This is a genomic window from Novilysobacter antarcticus (genome assembly GCF_019802285.1).
GTDB classification, from domain to species: domain Bacteria; phylum Pseudomonadota; class Gammaproteobacteria; order Xanthomonadales; family Xanthomonadaceae; genus Novilysobacter; species Novilysobacter antarcticus.
The window spans coordinates 183,175-199,648 of sequence record NZ_JAIEUJ010000002.1 but is presented as its reverse complement, the minus strand read 5'-3'; the positions used below and the strand labels follow the sequence as shown (position 1 = coordinate 199,648).

Below are 16,474 nucleotides of genomic sequence, written 5' to 3'. Positions count from 1 at the left end.
CCGACCGCAACCCTAACCGTAAAACCGCTGGCAGGTTTCGCACCAGAACGCACGGCGTCGCGCCGCACCCAGGTGCTTGCAGTAGCTCAGGCGCGTTCCGTCGCGCGGGCAGATCGTTTTCGTGTGGACCTGATAGTGCTTCTTCAGCTGGAACGCCTTTTTCCAGTGGTAGAAGTCGAAGCTGTAGTCGCGCGCCTGGGTGACCAGCTGGCCCAGCTTACGCGCGGGCAGGGCGCCCACGGTGCTCTCGGGGTGCACGCGGACGCGGTGCAGCACTTCGTTCTTGATGATGTTGCCCACGCCGGCGAACACGTTCTGATCGAGCAGCGCGTCGGCCGCCAGCGCCTCCGGCCGGGCCCTCAGCTTGCGACGCGCGGCTGCCGGGTCCCAGTCGTCGCTCATCACATCGCCGCTCCAGTCGTAATGATCGTCCAGGTCTCCCTCCAGGAAGCGCACCGAACAGGCATAGAAGTTCAGCTCCTCGCCCTTGCTGAAGCCCAGTGACAGCCGCGGCGGCGTGCCCTTGTCCTCGTCGATGCGGTAGCTGCCGAACAGCAGCATGTGGATGCGAAGGCTGAAGCGCGGAAATTGCAGCAGGAAATGCTTGCCCCAGCTGCGCACCGCGACCACCGTCAGGTTGCGCATGCGCTGGATGTCCTGGGTGCTGTTGCCGGACACGCTCAGCACCCTGCGTCCCGCGAACTTCGCGGCGGCCTCGCGCAGGATGACGATCGAAGGACCCTCGGGCATTGGCGGACTATAGGAAGGTGCGATGAGGCAGGCGTCAACGCGCCCGCCTACAATGGCCGCCCCCACACTCGCTCCCGACCCCCATGAGCCAGAAACAATGGATCGCCGGCATCAACGCCGTGGCCGCCGCGATCGAGCACGACGCCGACAACGTGCGCGAGGTGCTGATCGAGGCGGGCGGGAAGAACCCGCGCCTGACCGAAATTGAAGGCTCCGCCCGCCGCTTCGGGATCGACGTGCGCCGGGTCAACCAGCAGGCGCTTTCCGGCGTCGCCGGCAGCCTGCGCCACCAGGGCGTCGTCGCGCGCTACGAAGCGGCCAAGACCTGGGACGAGAACGAACTGGAAGACCTCGTCACCGCCGCCGAAGGCCGCGCCCTGCTGCTGATCCTCGACGGCGTGCAGGACCCCCACAACCTCGGCGCCTGCCTGCGCAGCGCGGCGGCCGCCGGCGTGACCGCGGTGATATTCCCCAAGGACAAGGCCGTGCAGGTCAACGCCACCGTGCGCAAGACCTCCGCCGGCGCCGCCGACAGCGTCGCGGTGATCCCCGTCACCAACCTGGCCCGCACCATGCGCGACCTGCAGAAGCAGGGCGTCTGGCTGTACGGACTCGCCGGCGAAGCAAAAGGCAGCCTTTACAACGTCGACCTGCGCGGCAACGTCGGCCTGGTACTCGGCGGCGAAGGCGACGGCCTGCGCCGCCTGACCCGCGAAAACTGCGACCAGCTGGTCAACATCCCCATGCCCGGCGCCGATGGCGGTGCCGGCGTGGAAAGCCTGAACGTCTCCGTCGCCGCCGGCGTCACCCTCTTCGAAGCCGTCCGCCAGCGCGTCACCGGCTGACGCGGCTTTTGCTTTCCGCCCCACCCACCACGTCCTCCCGTTGGCGTCTGCCGGGTGTCCCGATCACCAAGCGAATATCGTGGAGCGACTGATCGGGATACCCGGCGGACGCCTCCTCGCGTAGCCGGCAGGCGCCGAGCGCGCCACCGGCCAGCGCCAACCACGCCTGAAGCCCGCCCCACGAGTCGCCCAACATGAACTGGATCATCCTCCTCACCGCCGGCCTGTTCGAAATCGCCTGGGCCATCGGCCTCAAGTACTCCGAAGGCTTCACCCGCCTGTGGCCCACCGTCGGCACCCTCGTGGCGATGGCCATCAGCGTCTGGATGCTCGGTATCGCGATGAAAAACCTGCCTGTCGGCACCGCCTACGCCATCTGGGTCGGCGTGGGCGCCGTCGGCACCGTGATCCTTGGCGTGGTCCTGTTTGACGAACCCGTCAACGCTCTGCGCATCGGCAGCGTCGCCCTGATCATCGCCGGCATGATCGGCCTGAAACTCGCCACCCCGTAAAACCGCCGCGGCAATCCGCGGACCGACGCCGGCTCAGCGCGGCGCGGGTGCCCGCGTCAGTGGCGCCACGCCGGGCATCGGCGTCGGCCACGCATTGACGATCTGGCAGAACAGCTCGGCCGTGCGTTCGGTGTCATACACGGCCGAATGCGCCTCATTGGCGTCCCACTCGATGCCCGCCGCCGCCGCGGCGCGCGCCAGCACCGTCTGTCCGTAGGCGACCCCCGCCAGGGTGACCGTGTCGAACACGCTGAAGGGGTGGAACGGATTGCGCTTGTGGCCGGTCCGGGCCACCGCGGCGTTGAGGAAGTTCAGGTCGAAATGCGCGTTGTGGCCGACCAGGATCGCCCGCTGGCAGCCGTGCTTTTTGCAGGCCTCGCGCACCGGCGCGAACACGTGATCTAGCGCGGCGCGCTCTTCCTTGGCGAAGCGGAACGGGTGGTCCAGCACGATGCCGGTGATCTCCAGCGACTTGGGATCGATGTCCAGGCCGGGCGCCGGGATGACATGCGCGCTCGCCGTCTTGCCGGGAATCAGCAGCCCGTTCTCGTCGATATCCACCGGCACGACCGCGATTTCCAGCAGCGCGTGGCGGTTCCAGTCAAAACCGCCGGTCTCCACGTCCACCACCACCGGCAGGAAGCCGCGGAAGCGCGTGGCCAGCGGCGAGATCGTGGGCGTGTCGGGGGAGCCTGGCGTGGAGGCGGGGGGCGCGGCGTCGGTCATGGCCGAAAGCGTAGCAGAGGCGGGCGAACGCCCCGGTTCGCGCAGGGTCCCGACGCCACCCGATGCGGTGAGGCAAGTGGAAGTTCAACCCGCCAGGTTGCCGGCGCTGCCTGCTCCAAGCGTGCTGCTGTGGTCGCGCTTCTCCCGCGGGGGTAGCGGGTCGTCGCCATGTACCAGGAACCAGACGTTCTCGGCGATGTTGGTGGCGTGGTCGCCGATCCGCTCCAGGTTCTTGGCGATGAACAGCAGATGGGTGCACGCCGGAACCGCGTAGGGGTCCGTCCTCATGTCCTCGAGCAGGTCGCCGAACACCCTCGTGTAGGCGGTGTCGATGGCCACGTCGCGTTCACGCACACGCAGCGCCGACGCCGCGTCGTGGTCGCGATAGGCAGCCAGCACCTGCCGCAGTTGATCCACCGCCAGGGTGCCGATGGCGTGCAGCGCGGTGATGCGCAGCAGGGGCGGGGTGATCCCCAGCACGGTCGAGCGCTTGGCGATGTTGGCCGCGAAGTCACCGATGCGCTCGATGTCGGAGGTGATCCGGATCGCGGCGAGGATGCCGCGCAGGTCGCGCGCCATCGGGCCGTGCAGGGCGAGCCGCATCACGTCGTGGCTGATCTGCTGCTCGAGCGCGTCGATGGCCCCATCGCCGGCGATGATGCGCTGCGCCGCCGCCGGGTCGTCGCTTCCGAGCAGGCCAAGGGCGGCCTCAAGCTGGGTCGCGGCCAGTTCGCCCATCCGCACCGTTTCGTCCAGCAACCGCTGCTGTTCCTCATCGGCCATCTGCGGGCCGTCGTAACGGGGGTCATTCAGGGTCATGGTGCTCATCCGAACCGGCCGGTGATGTAGTCCTCGGTCTGGCGCTGCGAGGGGTTGGAGAAGATCGTCTCGGTCGCATCGTGTTCGATCAGATCGCCCAGATACATGAAAGCGGTGTAGTCCGACACGCGCGCCGCCTGCTGCATGTTGTGGGTGACCATGACGATGGTGAACTCGCTCTTGAGGCCGGCGATCAGCTGCTCGATGCGGCTGGTGGAGATCGGGTCCAGCGCCGAGGTCGGCTCGTCCAGCAGCAACACGTCCGGCCGCAGGGCGACCGCCCGCGCGATGCAGAGGCGCTGCTGCTGCCCGCCCGACAGGCCCAGGGCGCTGGCGCCCAGCTTGTCCTTGACCTCGTCCCACAGGGCCGCCTGGTGGAGGGCCTGCTCCACGCGCACGGCCATCTCCGCCTTGGAGAGCTTCTCGTGGTGGCGGATGGCGTAGGCGACGTTCTCGAAGATCGTCATGGGGAACGGCACCGGTTTCTGGAAGACCATGCCGACACGGCTGCGCAGGCGGTTCAGTGGGTAGCGCGGATCCAGGATGTCGGCCCCGTCCAGCAGCACCTGGCCGGTGGCGCGCATCTTGGGATACAGGGCGTAGATCCGGTTGAACACGCGCAGCAGCGTGGATTTGCCGCAGCCCGACGGGCCGATGAGGGCGGTGACCTGTTTCTCCGGGATCGACAGGTTGATGTCCTTGAGCGCGTGGAACCGGTCGTAGTGGAAGTCCAGCCCGCGAACCGCGAGTTTGGGCGGGGCCTGCACGGCATCGGCAACGAGCGGCATTGACCGGGTTGCCCGCTCGTCGATGGGCGCACCGGGCGCCACGTGCGCACGCACGGCGGGAGAGCGGGGCAGGTCGAGCACGGCGGTGGCGTTCATCGGTGGTGCCTCGGGTGGTAACGGGAAGGAAGGGGCGTCAGTCATGCGGCACCCGGTGACGGGCGACGATGGCGCGGGCGACCAAACTGGTCAGCAGGACGAAGGTGGTCAGGACCAGCGCGCCGGCCCAGGCGAGGTCCTGCCAGGACTGGTACGGGCTGCTGGCGTACTGGTACATGACCACCGGAACGCTGGCCATCGGACCGGTCAGGTCGGCGCTCCAGTACTGGTTGCCGAACGCGGTGAACAGCAGCGGCGCGGTCTCACCGGAGATGCGGGCCAGTGCCAGCAGGATGCCGGTCATGACGCCGGGCAGTGCCGAGCGGAACATCACCTGCAGCACCACCTTCCAGTGCGGTACGCCCAGTGACAGGGCGGCCTCGCGCATCTGGCCCGGGACCAGCCGCAGCATCTCGTCGGTGGTCCGCAGCACCACCGGCACGACGATGAAAGCCAGGGCGATGGCGCCGGCGATGGCGGAGAAATTGCCGCCGGTGCGCATCACCACCAGCGTGTAGACGAACAGGCCCAGCACGATCGACGGTGCGGAGAGCAGGATGTCGTTGACGAACCGCACGACCGTGCCGATCCGGGTGCCGCGGCCGTATTCGGCCAGCCAGGTGCCGGCGGCGATGCCCAGCGGGGTGCCGATCGCGATGGCCATCAGGCACATCATGGCGCTGCCGAAGAACGCGTTGCGCAGACCGCCCGCGGTCATCGGCGGCGGCGTGTCGCGGGTGAACAGTGCGACCTCGATGCCGCCAATGCCCTTGGCCAGCAGCGTCCACAGGATCCAGCCCAGGCACAGCAGGCCGATCACGGTCGCTACGTTGGACAGCACCAGCGCCAGCGCGTTGCCGATCCGGCGGCGGCGATACAGCCCCTCAGCGACGGCGTCGTTACGCAGGGTGGTCATCAGCTCCCCTCCCGGCGGGCCAGGCGCGCGAGCATCACGCGCGCCAGCGCCAGCACGACAAAGGTGACGATGAACAGCACGAAGCCCAGCAGCAACAGCGCGGAGCGGTACTCGCCCGTGGCCTCGCCGAAATCATTGGCGATCAGCGCCGCAATGGTGGTGCCCGGCTCCAGCAGGGACGCGGTGAAGCGGGTCGAGTTGCCGATGACGAACGCCACCGCCATGGTCTCGCCCAACGCCCGGCCCAGGCCCAGGAAGATGCCGCCGATCACCGCCGAACGGGTGTAGGGCAGCACGATGTTCCAGCTGACTTCCCACTTGGTCGAACCCAGCGCGTAGGCCGATTCCTTCAGCCGCGTCGGCACGGTCAGGAAGACCTCGCGCATCACCGAGCTGATGAAGGGCACCACCATGATCGCCAGCACGATTCCGGCGGTGAGCATGCCGATGCCGATCGGCGGCCCCTGGAACAACGGACCGATCACCGGCAGCGGGCCGAGGTGGTCGTTGGCCCACGGCGTGACATGGCGGGTCATCACCGGCACCAGTACGAACAATCCCCACATGCCGTAGATGATGGAAGGGATGCCGGCCAGCAGCTCGATCGCGGTGCCTACCGGGCCGCGCAACCAGCGCGGCGCGACTTCGGTGAGGTGGAAGGCGATACCGAAGCTGAGCGGCACCGCCAGCAGCATCGCGATGGCGGCGGTGACCAGCGTGCCGAATATCGGGACCAGCGCCCCGTAACGGCCCTGGACCGGATTCCAGTCGGCGGAGAAGAAGAAGTCCAGGCCGCTCGCCTGCAACACCGCGCGGCCGCCCCAGAGCATGGACAGGGCGGCGCCGGCCAGCAGCAACAGCACCAGCGCGACGGCCGCGGCCAGCGCGTAGCGGAACCAGCGGTCGTTGCGGGCGTCGACGTTGTCGCCCGCAAGGGTGCCGGGGTTGGTCAGGACGCTTGTGCTCATGGCTGCCTGCAGCTCACTGCGCGCCGGTGGTAAAGCCGAACTCGCTGGCCCAGTAGCGCTCCACCTGTGCCACCAGCGGCGCCGGCAGCGGCACGTAGTGCAGCGCGTCCGCCTGCGCCTGGCCGTTGTGCAGTGACCACTGGAAGAACGCCAGCGCATTTCGGCTGCGCTCTACGTCGGCCGGCTGCTTGTGCATCAGGATGAAGTTGGTTGCAGTGATCGGCCACGCCTGCTCGCCGGGCGCGTTGGTGATGACCAGATCGAAGTCACTGGCGCTGGCCCAGTCGGCCGTTGCCGCCGCGGCCTGGAAGGTGTCGGCATTGGGCGCGACGAAGTTGCCGGCCGCGTTCTGAAGCAAGGCATGGGACATCGAGTTCTGGATCGCGTAGGCCAGCTCGACGTAGCCGATGGCGCCGTCGATCTGCTGCACGTAGGAGGCCACGCCCTCGTTGCCCTTGCCGCCCACGCCGGCCGGCCACTGCACCGACTTGCCTTCGCCAACCGCGTCCCGCCATGCGGTGCTGACCTTGGACAGATAGTTGGTGAAGTTGAAGGTCGTGCCCGAGCCGTCGGAGCGCTGCACCAGGCTGATGGCGGTCGCCGGCAGCGCCAGGTCGGGGTTGAGTGCGGTGATCGCCGGGTCGTTCCAGCGCGTCAGCTTGCCCAGGTAGATGTCCGCCAGCAGCGGTCCGGTCAGGCGCAGCTGGCCCGGCTCGATACCTGCGAGGTTGACCACCGGCACCACGCCGCCGATCGCCGAGGGGAATTGGCCCAGCCCGGCTTCGGCAAGCTCCGTGCTGGACAGGGGGGCGTCGGAGGAGCCGAAGTCGACCGTGGCGGCGGTGATCTGGGCGATCCCGCCGCCTGAGCCGATGGATTGGTAGTTGACCTGGTTTCCGGTCGCAGCGTGGTAGTCGGCCGACCAGCGCGACACCAGCGGGAAGATGAAGGTCGCACCCGCGCCGGTGATCTGCGCGGCAGGCGGGGCACCGGTGTTGGCGTCGGACGTGCTGCCGTCGGTGGGCGCCGTGCAGCCGATGACACCGGCGGCAAGAGCGAAGACGAAGGACAGGGCGGCGATGCGATGGGGTTTCATGGGCTGCTCGTCAGGGCCGGGGTCGCCGGCGTTGGCACCATGAAAGGACGTTTGTGTTACCGGCATATGACAGCGATGGCGGCTGGCTGAACGAAGCGGGCCGAACAATGAAAAAGGGCGCCTCCTGCAGGAGCGCGCCCTTTTTGATGTCGCACCGCGGGCATGACCCGTCGGTAAGGTGCCTTGCCGGCGGGCTAGTGCTGCTCGGCCCCTGCCTTGGCGACGGCCTCCAGCTTGGCCAGGTCGATGCTTTCCACCGCGGACTGGATCTGCTGGAAGCTCTCAGCGGTGCCCTCGGCCTTCACCGTGAAGCGGCTGCCGACCATGACCCCGTAGGTGCCCCGGCCGCTGCGGCCGTTCCACTTCTCCTCGATGTGGCGTCCGTTGCGGGTGTAGGTCTTCTCGAAACCATCCTGCGTTTCCGATGAGGACTCCGAGCTCATCAATCCGCGGAACGCGCCCATCTTTGCCATCATCGGTGCGTCCGACACGCTGAGGCTGATGCGCTGTTTGCCATCCTCGCTGGCGTAGTCCGCCGACGCGTTGCTGATCTGCATGCCCATGCCGCTCTCGCGGTTGGCACTGGTCCCGGTGCGCGGCATCCCGGCGATCGAGGCCGGCAACAGACTCTTGAGCTTCTCCGGCTCCAAAGCCTCCAGCGGCTTGCCATCCTTGCCGCCGAACAGCGCGGCCATCGCCGCTTCCGCGGACGCCACGTCGGCGTCGCGCGAGCCGGCGGATGAGCCGGAGTCCCTCGAACCGCCGCGGTCCGCGCTGCGACTGCGGGACTCGGCCGCCTCCATCCGCTCGCCGGCGGCTTTCATCTGCTCGCCAAACGCGGCCAGCTGGCCCAGCTTGCTGTCCTTGTCGAACACCACGGTGGAGCTGTTGGAGCTCTTGCCCGCCGCTCCGGCGCCCATCGCGCCCGCGCCCAAGGCGCCAATGCCGGTCACACCGGCCACCAGCACGCCGATCAGGAGGCTCAGCACCAGCGTGATCAGCACGATCACCACGGTGTAACCCAGCGACTTTTCGGGCGGGTTCTTCATCGTGTGGGACAGGCCCAGGTAGAGCAGGTAGATCGAGTAGATCCCGCCGACCACGCCGATCACGCCACCCAGCCACGGGATGATGACGCCAATGCCGGCCACCCAGGCCGCGGTGTAGGCGTAGGCGATCACCTTCAGCGCCTGCACCTGGTTCTTCTGGCCGCGGAAGCTCGGCGCCAGCGCGTTGATGATCAACGCCACCACGTACACCAGCACCAGGCTGAGCGCGTAGGTCAACACCGCGCCGAAGAGGCCGGCCACGATCCCGGTGCGCACGGTCACGCCGAACATGCCGTAGCCGATCAGGCTGGTCTTGATGAAGGTGAAAATGGCCGGCAACGCGGCCAGGATCATGATGTATCGGGTGTAGAGGCCGGCGACGGTTGCCGGTTCCTCGCCGATCAGCGGCCAGGTGCGCCGCGGGTCGAACAGGATGGACTTGACCCGGGAGATGAGACCTTCGTGATTCATGTGTGCTTGCTCCGAGCGTGCGGTTGTTCAGCGGGACTGCGCCGTATTCACCATGCCAACTACGGCGGATGGCGGCTCATCCGGACATTACCGCGCCGGGTGTCGCGCAATTCCACCGCACAGGCAGCACAACGGGCCCGAAGGCCCGTGGTGCACCACACATGCTCAGATGCCACTCAGTACGTCATTTCCTTCGACCAGTAGGTCTCGATCTGCCGGACCAGCGCATCCGGCAGCGGCACGTAGTCGAGCTTGCTGGCCTGGGCGTCGCCGTTGGCATAGACCCAGCGGAAGAACTCCTTCGCCGCACGCGCGCCGGCGGCATCCTTGGGCTGCTTGTACATCAGGATGAAGTTTGTGGCGGTGATCGGCCAGGCGTCCTGGCCCGGGGCATTGGTCATCACCAGGTAGAAGTCATCGGCCGAACCCCATTCGGCGCTGGCGGCAGCCGCCGAGAACGTCTTGTCGCTCGGGACGATGTAGTTGCCGGCGGCATTCTTCAGCCGCGAGTAGGTCATCTTGTTCTGCAGTGCGTAGGACATCTCGACGTAGCCGATACCGCCCTTGATCTGCTTGACGTAGGCCGCGACACCCTCGTTGCCCTTGCCGCCGATGCCGCCGGGCCACTTCACCGAGGTGCCTTCACCGACCTGGGACTTCCACGCCGGGCTGACCTTGGACAGGTAGTTGACGAAGTTGAAGGTCGTGCCCGAGCCGTCGGAGCGGTGGACGACGGTGATCTTCAGGTCCGGCAGCTTCAGTCCCGAGTTGGTGGCGACGATGCGCGGGTCGTTCCACTTGGCGATCTTGCCCAGGAAGATGTCCGCCAGCACGTCGCCGTCAAGCTTCAGCGCGCCGGCGGCAATGCCCGGCACGTTCAGCACCGGCACCACTCCGCCGATCACCGACGGAAACTGCGCCAGACCATGCTTGGAAAGTTCTTCGGGCTTCAGGGGGGCATCCGAGGAACCGAAGTCGACCGTGGCGGCCTTGATCTGGGCGATGCCGCCGCCCGAGCCGATCGACTGGTAGTTGACGCGGTTGCCGGTTGCCTTGGCGTAGTCGGCCGACCACTGGGTCATGACCGGGTAGATGAAGGACGCGCCGGCACCGGTGATCTCGGCGGCGGAGGCGGTCGCACTGGCACAGAGCGCGGCGGCCAGGGCCAGCGCGGTGAAACGGAAGGTACGGAACTGGGACACGGAGGGCTCCGGGAAGGTGGGTAGGAGGAAGGGAGGGGTCAAGCCGGCGGCAGGAATGGCAGTCGCTTACCAGAAGAACTGCAGGCGGGCTTCAGTGATGTCGGGGTTGTCGTCGATGCCGGCGCGCTGGCTGTTGACCTTCACGTAGTTCAGCGCGAGCTTGAAGTTGGAGCGCCAGTAGTAGTTCACCCCGGCGGTGATCGCGTCCATCTGGCCGCCCTGCACGGTGCCGTCGTCCAGATCGATGGTGTCGTAGCGCATCCCGAGCTGCCACATGCCGGCGGCCGGGTCGCTGGGGGCTTCGGTGCCGGGGACGCCGTCCTTGTACTTCCAGCCCTCGCCGGTGACGTTCCATAGGGCACTCAGGTACCCGCCGCTGCCGCGGAAGTCGGCCGCACCGGCGCCGTAGCGGTCGACGTCGACCTGCATGTATTCGGCCTGCAGCTTGACCGGCCCGCGTGCCCAGAAGCTCTCCAGCCCGATCGTCGACATGCGATCCGCGTTGGCCAGGGTGCCGGTGCTGACCAGGCTGGCCTTGGTCAGGTCGGCATTGGGCTTGGCCGACAACTTGATCTCGTCGCCATCGACATCGCGGTTCACGTACGACAGGCCGAAGTGGAGGATGGTGCCGTCCTGGTTGATCGGCGCGAAGGTGCCGCGCACGCCGTAACCGTCCCCGGCGGCCTTGTTGCGGGTCAGTTCCCTGCCGAAGTAGCTGGCGGTGATGGCGAACGGGCCGCTGCCATAGGAGTAGGCCGCGCCCAGGCGACGACCGGTGGCGAAGCTGTTGGTGATGGTGGCCTTGGAGATGAAGTCGTTGTTCTTGGTCGACGACAGCTCCTCCAGGCTGTTGGGCTGCTTGAACTGGCCCATCTGCAGGTAGTGCTGCTTGTTGCCGCCGAGCTTGTACTTCGCATTGACGTCGAGCCACTTGTCGGCCTTGGCGTCATAGCCCATCACCCAGTCGATGTTGCCCGGGCCCTTGCCCTTGAGCACCAGCTCGGCGCGGCGCAGTTCCTGGTCGGCATTGCGGCCGTCCAGCGCATCCCCATTGAGGTCGGCGACGTCGCTGCCGAAGTGGTTGTAATCGGCCTGCACCAGGCCTTCGAAGCTGATCTCCGAGCCACCGATCACATCGATGGCGATTTCGGCATGGGCGAGCGGTACGGCGCCTGCCAGCAGCAGGGCAAAGGCGAGGCGGTTGCGGGCAATGGGCATCGGCGGAAGGTCATATCGGGAAAGTGCCCGCAGTGTGGCGAGGCAACATTGCAGCGATATGACAAAGGCAGCACGGGGACGCAGGCAATGGGGCGGCGCCCGCGTGTGCGCCCGATTCAGCCCTGACTTTGGAGCGCGCGCGCGGCGCTTGGTGGCGCCTCCGGCTCGCCGGGAGTCTTGTCCCGGTAACGACAGATATCGCGGATCACGCAATGCGGACAGTCCGGCGTGCGCGCCTTGCACACGTAGCGCCCGTGCAGGATCAGCCAGTGGTGCGCGTCGCGCAGGTACTCCTCGGGGATCACCCGCACCAGCAGGTCTTCCACCTCGCGCACGTTCTTGCCCGGCGCAAGGCCGGTGCGGTTGGACACCCGGAAGATGTGGGTGTCGACCGCCATGGTCGGCTCGCCGAAGGCGGTGTTCAGGACCACGTTGGCGGTCTTCTGGCCCACGCCGGGCAGTGCTTCCAGTGCGGCGCGGTCGTTGGGCACCTGGCCGTCGTGCCGCTGCAGGAGCAGCTCGGCCATCGCCACGACATTGGCCGCTTTGGTGTTGTACAGGCCGATGGTGGCGATGTACGGCTTCAAACCTTCCACGCCGAGCGCCGCAATGGCCGCCGGGGTATTGGCGATCGGAAACAGTTTCCGGGTCGCCTTGTTGACGCCCACGTCGGTGGACTGCGCCGACAGCGTCACCGCGACCAGCAGCTCGTAGGGGTTGGCAAATTCGAGCTCGGTGGTGGGTTGCGGATTGAGCTGGCGCAGCCGGGCGAACATCTCCTCGATCTCGGCTTTGCGCAACTTGGAGCGCGGTCGGGTCTTGCGACGTGCGGGGATACTCAACGCTCGTGTTCTCCCTGCGCGGGCGGCTTCGGTGCTGCTGATCCTGGCGACGTCGTTCCCTGCGTCCGCGCCGCCGCCTTTGCCTGCGCCCGCGCCAGTGCCGCGGCCGCGGCAGGCGGAAGGGCCGGGCTCACCACGCGTGGCGCCTCGAACGGCCGCGCCGTTTCTGCCGCGCCCGCAGCCACCGGGTGTTGAGCGTCAACGGCTCCGACGAGTGCGGCCTTGCGCTGCTCGCGCTCCAATCGCCGACGCGCCAGCCTTGCTTCGCGCTGGCGATACCGCTCCCGCGCGGCCAGCGCCTGCTGGCGCTGGCCCTGCACGCGATCCAACCGCGCCACGCAGTCCGCGCTGCAGGCGGGGCAGGGGATGGCGTCCATCAGCCCCAACGCGAAGGCACGGTCCAGATCGCCCATCGCCAGTGCGTTGCCTACCGGATGGGCGGCGCTGCCGCGCGGATCCGCGCAGCCGCAGGCACAGGCCGGCGCTGACGATGGCGTCGCAGCGCAAGCCATCTGCGGAACCACCTCGTTCAGCTGCCCTGGAAGGCCGGCTTGCGGCGCTCAAGGAACGCGGTGGTTCCTTCACGCATGTCGTCGGTGGAGAACATCAGGCCGAACTGCGCGGTCTCGTACTCCAGGCCCTCCTCGATACCGCACTCGCCGCCCACGTTGACGCAGTCGAGCACGCCGCGCAGGGCCAGCGGGGCGGACGCCGCCAGCTGGTTGGCCAGCTTCATGGTCTCGTCGTGCAGCTCAGCGGCGGCAACGACCCGATTGACGATGCCCAGCTCCAGCGCTCGTGCAGCGTCCACGGGTGCGCCGACCAGGCACAGCTCCAGTGTCGCGGCACGTCCGGCCAGCCGCAGCAGACGCTGGGTGCCGCCAAAGCCCGGGATCAGCCCCAGGTTCACCTCAGGCTGGCCGACCTTGGCCCGGTCGGAAGCGATTCGCAGGTGGCAGCACATGGCCAGCTCCAGCCCTCCGCCCAGCGCGAAGCCGTTGACCATGGCGATCACCGGCTTGCCGAGTTTCTCGATGCGTCGCATCAAGCGCTGGCCGCGCAGCGAGAAATCGCGGCCCTGGACCGGGGTCAGCGTGTTCATTTCGCTGATGTCCGCCCCGGCGACGAAGGCTTTCTCACCGGCACCGGTGAGGACCACACAGCGAACGCCTGGGTCGCTGTCGGCCGCCTCAAACGCCGCGAATAGCGCGTCAAGCGTGGCGGCATTCAGGGCGTTCAACTTGTCCGGGCGGTTGACGGTGATCACGCGGACGGCAGCGTGGTCGGCGACGGTGACGATGGTGGAAGCAGCGGTTTCGGGCATCAGATCGGGTCCGGAAAAGAATAAACGGGTGGATTGCGGAACTTGCCGGCCACGGAGTGGTCGGACTTGAGTCGTCAGTGGCGGTTAAGCCCTCGCGTCGTTATCCTATCGTGTCCGCCCGGGGCTGTTGACCGGCGTGGCATCCCAATCGGGGCGGTGCGTCCGCTTCGCGTCACCTCCGGAGGTTTTACCGAATGAAGTTGCGTTTGATTGCGGTCGCCGTTGCGGCCTTGACCCTGACCGCAGGCCAAGCCTTCGCCCAGGACACCTCAACCGAGAAAGGCAAGCTGAGCTACGCGCTTGGTTATGATCTGGGACGGAATGCCAGCGAAAGCGGCGAAGCGCTCGACGTCGGCACCATCAGCAAGGGCCTGCAGGACGGCTACGCGAAGAAGGATCCGGCCGTGCCGGTCGACCAGCTCCGCAGTGCTGTGGAGAACATGCAGAAGCGCCAGCAGGCCAAGGCCAAGGCAGCATGGGATTCGGCGGCGGCTGAAAACAAGACCCGCAGCGACGCCTTCATCGCCCAGAACAAGTCCAAGGCTGGCGTGCAGGCGCTGCCCAGCGGCGTCCAGTACCGCGTGATCGAAGCGGGCAAGGGTGCCAAGCCGACCGCAGCGAGCACCGTTTCGCTGGAAGTGGCCGGTCCGTTCCCGTGGGGCCAGCGTCAGGAAGGCGAAGCGTCGCAGGCTCGTCCGATGCCCGACATCAAGCTCACCGAAGTCGAAATGCCGGCAATGCGCGAAGCACTGCAGATGATGCCCGCCGGTTCCAAGTGGGAAGTCACCTTGCCGGCTGACAAGGCCTATGGTGCCGATCCGCGTACCGGCATTCCGCCCAACATGGCGGTGCAGTTCGAGATCAAGCTGGTCAGCGTCAAGTAATAAGGTGTACCCGCGGCCTGGTCCGCGACCCGTCCCAAACGTTGCGCCGGCCCTGTCCGGCGCAACGCGTTTCTGGGATATGGAATATTGCTTTCAGGAGTCTCGCCGTGTACCAGCCCTTGCCGCCCATGCTCACTCCCTGCACCGGCGTGTGTTGCCTGGATGAGCGCGGCCGGTGCGACGGCTGCCACCGCACCGGCGACGAGATTGCCCGCTGGTCGCAGATGGACGACCGCGAGCGTGCGCACCTGATGGACGTCGTATTGCCCGATCGCGAGGCAGGGCGCGGGTGAGCGACCCGGCGCTGGTTGCGCGCCTGGACGCCAGCGGCCGGCTCCGGCGTGCACTGCATCCGCTGCGGACGCCGCCCACCGGTCCGGCCTGGAACCTGGCCGAGCTGGATGATCTTCTGTTGCCGGGTGACACCCAGTTGGATGCCGCGGTCCTGGTCGGCCTCGTGCCGCGGCCGGACGCGACCCAGGTCATCCTGACCCGACGTACCGATGCATTGCGCCATCACGGCGGGCAGGTGGCGTTTCCCGGCGGCCGGGTGGAGCCGTTCGACGCCGATGCCGTCGCCGCTGCCCTGCGCGAGACCGACGAGGAAATCGGCGTGTCCCCGAGGCAGGTCACCCCCTTGGGCCTGCTGGATCCGCTGCTTACTGTCACCGGCTTCCGGGTGATTCCGGTGGTCGCGATGATCGACCCGGCACACCGCATCCATGCCGATCCCGGCGAGGTCGCCGAGGTGTTCGAGGTGCCGCTGGAGTTCCTGCTTGACCCGGCCAACCTGGTCGGCCAGCGCGTCGATTATCGCGGCCGTACACGCGAAGTCTGGGAGTATCGCTATCCCGCCCAACGCATCTGGGGCGTCACCGCCTCTATCCTGATGAACCTGCGGCAGCGACTGGAGCACGTGTCATGACTGATCAGGTTTCCAATCCTGGTTCAAATCCTGTTTCCGAGTCGAGGTGGCAAACCCTGCTATCGGTGGAGGAGCTGGCCAGGGCGCTGGGTCGTCCGGATGTGGTGGTGCTTGATGCGCGGTCGTCGCTCGCCGACCCGGCCGCATGCGAGCGCGCGTATCGCCAGTCCCATGTCCCCGGGGCGTACTTCGCCGACCTGGATCGCGATCTGTCGGACCATTCGCGTCCCGGCGGCCGCCATCCCTGGCCATCGGCTGAGGACTTTACCGCCAGGCTGGGCGAGTGGGGCATCACCCCGGATCACCAGGTGGTGGTCTACGACGCCGGCGACGGCGGGCTTTCAGCCGCACGCGCGTGGTTCCTGCTGCGTGCGCTCGGCCACCGCGACGTCGCCGTACTGGATGGGGGCTGGAAACGCTGGACCGCGCAGGGATGCCTGGTGGAGGTCGGTACGCCCGTCTCGTCGACGCCGGCGGCCTACCACGCCGACTTCGACCGGGCGCTCCTGTTCGATGCGCCGCAGGTCCAGGCGCACCTGGCCGCCGGCGGGATGCTGCTGGATGCGCGCGCCAGCGAGCGTTTCCGCGGTGAGGTCGAGCCAATGGACACCGTCGCCGGACATGTTCCAGGCGCGATCAACCGGCCCTATGCGGAAAATTTGTCCGAAGGCGGCTTCAAACCGGCGCCCGAACTCAAGCGCGAGTTCGAACAACTGCTGGGCGGGCGTGACCCGCACGATGTCGTAGTGATGTGCGGCTCCGGCGTGACCGCCTGCCATCACCTGCTCGCGATGGAGCACGCCGGACTGCCCGGCGCGAAGTTGTTCACCGGTTCCTGGAGTGGTTGGATCGAAGACCCAACGCGCCCGGTCGCGACCGGCGCCTAACCAGCGCGCAGGCTGTGACCTGCTGGGCTTTTACTTCTACAACCACCGTCATGCTGAAACGGCGGGGGCGAATGCCCTTGGGTGTGAAATAAAGGAGGAGGCACAGGCTCCATCGGTGCCGGGGGACATTCGCACCCAAGGGCATTCACCCCCGGT

18 protein-coding genes and 1 pseudogene are annotated in these 16,474 nt (G+C 67.4%); 5 read left to right on the top strand and 14 right to left on the bottom strand.

The annotated features are described in order from the left end of the window. Positions 1-12 precede the first annotated feature (12 nt). Positions 13-750, bottom strand: coding sequence for a DNA-formamidopyrimidine glycosylase family protein (locus KZ491_RS05665; protein ID WP_222564910.1), 738 nt, complete (start codon positions 748-750; stop codon positions 13-15). An 83-nt stretch (positions 751-833) separates the two neighbouring features. Here KZ491_RS05665 and rlmB point away from each other — a divergent pair, with 83 nt between their 5' ends. Then, positions 834-1,595 carry a 23S rRNA (guanosine(2251)-2'-O)-methyltransferase RlmB gene (gene rlmB / locus KZ491_RS05660; protein ID WP_222564909.1) on the top strand — a complete coding sequence of 254 codons (762 nt, stop codon included), beginning with the start codon at positions 834-836 and terminating at the stop codon, positions 1,593-1,595. Here the strand turns inward: rlmB and KZ491_RS05655 are convergent. Continuing rightward, complete coding sequence (locus KZ491_RS05655) at positions 1,585-1,803, bottom strand: hypothetical protein (RefSeq protein ID WP_222564908.1); 219 nt, start codon at positions 1,801-1,803, stop codon at positions 1,585-1,587. The two genes, rlmB and KZ491_RS05655, sit on opposite strands and share 11 nt — an antisense overlap. On the opposite strand from KZ491_RS05655, the gene sugE reads away from it, so the two are divergent. After that, on the top strand, positions 1,790-2,107 hold the full coding sequence (gene sugE, locus KZ491_RS05650) for a quaternary ammonium compound efflux SMR transporter SugE (RefSeq protein WP_222564907.1): 318 nt from the start codon (positions 1,790-1,792) through the stop codon (positions 2,105-2,107). The genes KZ491_RS05655 and sugE overlap by 14 nt on opposite strands. Before the next feature lie 33 nt (positions 2,108-2,140). Here the strand turns inward: sugE and rnt are convergent, their stop codons facing one another. The 12 genes from rnt to KZ491_RS05590 all read right to left on the bottom strand — a co-directional run bounded on the left by rnt (position 2,141) and on the right by KZ491_RS05590 (position 13,622). Further along, positions 2,141-2,833, bottom strand: coding sequence for a ribonuclease T (gene rnt, locus KZ491_RS05645; protein WP_222564906.1), 693 nt, complete (start codon positions 2,831-2,833; stop codon positions 2,141-2,143). Positions 2,834-2,917: 84 nt separating this feature from the next. Continuing rightward, positions 2,918-3,652 carry a phosphate signaling complex protein PhoU gene (gene phoU, locus KZ491_RS05640; protein ID WP_246606586.1) on the bottom strand — a complete coding sequence of 245 codons (735 nt, stop codon included), beginning with the start codon at positions 3,650-3,652 and terminating at the stop codon, positions 2,918-2,920. Between the two features lie 5 nt (positions 3,653-3,657). Continuing rightward, positions 3,658-4,440 carry a phosphate ABC transporter ATP-binding protein PstB gene (gene pstB / locus KZ491_RS05635; protein ID WP_222565488.1) on the bottom strand — a complete coding sequence of 261 codons (783 nt, stop codon included), beginning with the start codon at positions 4,438-4,440 and terminating at the stop codon, positions 3,658-3,660. Between the two features lie 133 nt (positions 4,441-4,573). After that, positions 4,574-5,452, bottom strand: a complete 879-nt coding sequence (gene pstA, locus KZ491_RS05630) for a phosphate ABC transporter permease PstA (RefSeq protein WP_425493096.1) — start codon at positions 5,450-5,452, stop codon at positions 4,574-4,576. Further along, on the bottom strand, positions 5,452-6,420 hold the full coding sequence (pstC, locus tag KZ491_RS05625; RefSeq protein ID WP_222564905.1) for a phosphate ABC transporter permease subunit PstC: 969 nt from the start codon (positions 6,418-6,420) through the stop codon (positions 5,452-5,454). The genes pstA and pstC overlap by 1 nt, the downstream gene beginning before the upstream one ends. A 13-nt stretch (positions 6,421-6,433) precedes the next feature. Then, the gene (gene pstS, locus KZ491_RS05620) at positions 6,434-7,516 is read right to left on the bottom strand and encodes a phosphate ABC transporter substrate-binding protein PstS (protein WP_222564904.1); all 1,083 of its coding nucleotides are present in this window, start codon (positions 7,514-7,516) and stop codon (positions 6,434-6,436) included. 194 nt (positions 7,517-7,710) lie between these two features. Beyond that, entirely contained in the window at positions 7,711-9,036 is a 1,326-nt protein-coding gene (locus KZ491_RS05615) for a Yip1 family protein (protein WP_222564903.1), read from the bottom strand. A gap of 176 nt (positions 9,037-9,212) precedes the next feature. Continuing rightward, on the bottom strand, positions 9,213-10,238 hold the full coding sequence (pstS, locus tag KZ491_RS05610) for a phosphate ABC transporter substrate-binding protein PstS (RefSeq protein WP_343225563.1): 1,026 nt from the start codon (positions 10,236-10,238) through the stop codon (positions 9,213-9,215). A gap of 66 nt (positions 10,239-10,304) precedes the next feature. Further along, on the bottom strand, positions 10,305-11,456 hold the full coding sequence (locus tag KZ491_RS05605; protein ID WP_222564902.1) for an OprO/OprP family phosphate-selective porin: 1,152 nt from the start codon (positions 11,454-11,456) through the stop codon (positions 10,305-10,307). Positions 11,457-11,572: 116 nt separating this feature from the next. Next, on the bottom strand, positions 11,573-12,298 hold the full coding sequence (gene nth, locus KZ491_RS05600; RefSeq protein WP_246606585.1) for an endonuclease III: 726 nt from the start codon (positions 12,296-12,298) through the stop codon (positions 11,573-11,575). Continuing rightward, entirely contained in the window at positions 12,295-12,810 is a 516-nt protein-coding gene (locus KZ491_RS05595) for a hypothetical protein (RefSeq protein ID WP_425493095.1), read from the bottom strand. Before KZ491_RS05595 ends, nth begins: the two co-directional genes overlap by 4 nt. 17 nt (positions 12,811-12,827) lie before the next feature. Next, on the bottom strand, positions 12,828-13,622 hold the full coding sequence (locus KZ491_RS05590) for an enoyl-CoA hydratase/isomerase family protein (RefSeq protein ID WP_222564901.1): 795 nt from the start codon (positions 13,620-13,622) through the stop codon (positions 12,828-12,830). A 194-nt stretch (positions 13,623-13,816) separates the two neighbouring features. Between KZ491_RS05590 and KZ491_RS05585 the strand changes: the two genes are divergently transcribed. From KZ491_RS05585 to KZ491_RS05575, 3 genes and pseudogenes are all read left to right on the top strand, one after another. Beyond that, a complete protein-coding gene (locus KZ491_RS05585; RefSeq protein ID WP_222564900.1) occupies positions 13,817-14,506 on the top strand; it encodes an FKBP-type peptidyl-prolyl cis-trans isomerase N-terminal domain-containing protein in 690 nt (229 codons plus the stop codon). 128 nt (positions 14,507-14,634) lie between these two features. Then, positions 14,635-15,431 (top strand): annotated as a pseudogene (locus tag KZ491_RS05580) (CoA pyrophosphatase). Next, positions 15,428-16,318 carry a sulfurtransferase gene (locus KZ491_RS05575; protein WP_222564899.1) on the top strand — a complete coding sequence of 297 codons (891 nt, stop codon included), beginning with the start codon at positions 15,428-15,430 and terminating at the stop codon, positions 16,316-16,318. Before KZ491_RS05580 ends, KZ491_RS05575 begins: the two are co-directional and overlap by 4 nt. Positions 16,319-16,474: the final 156 nt, after the last annotated feature.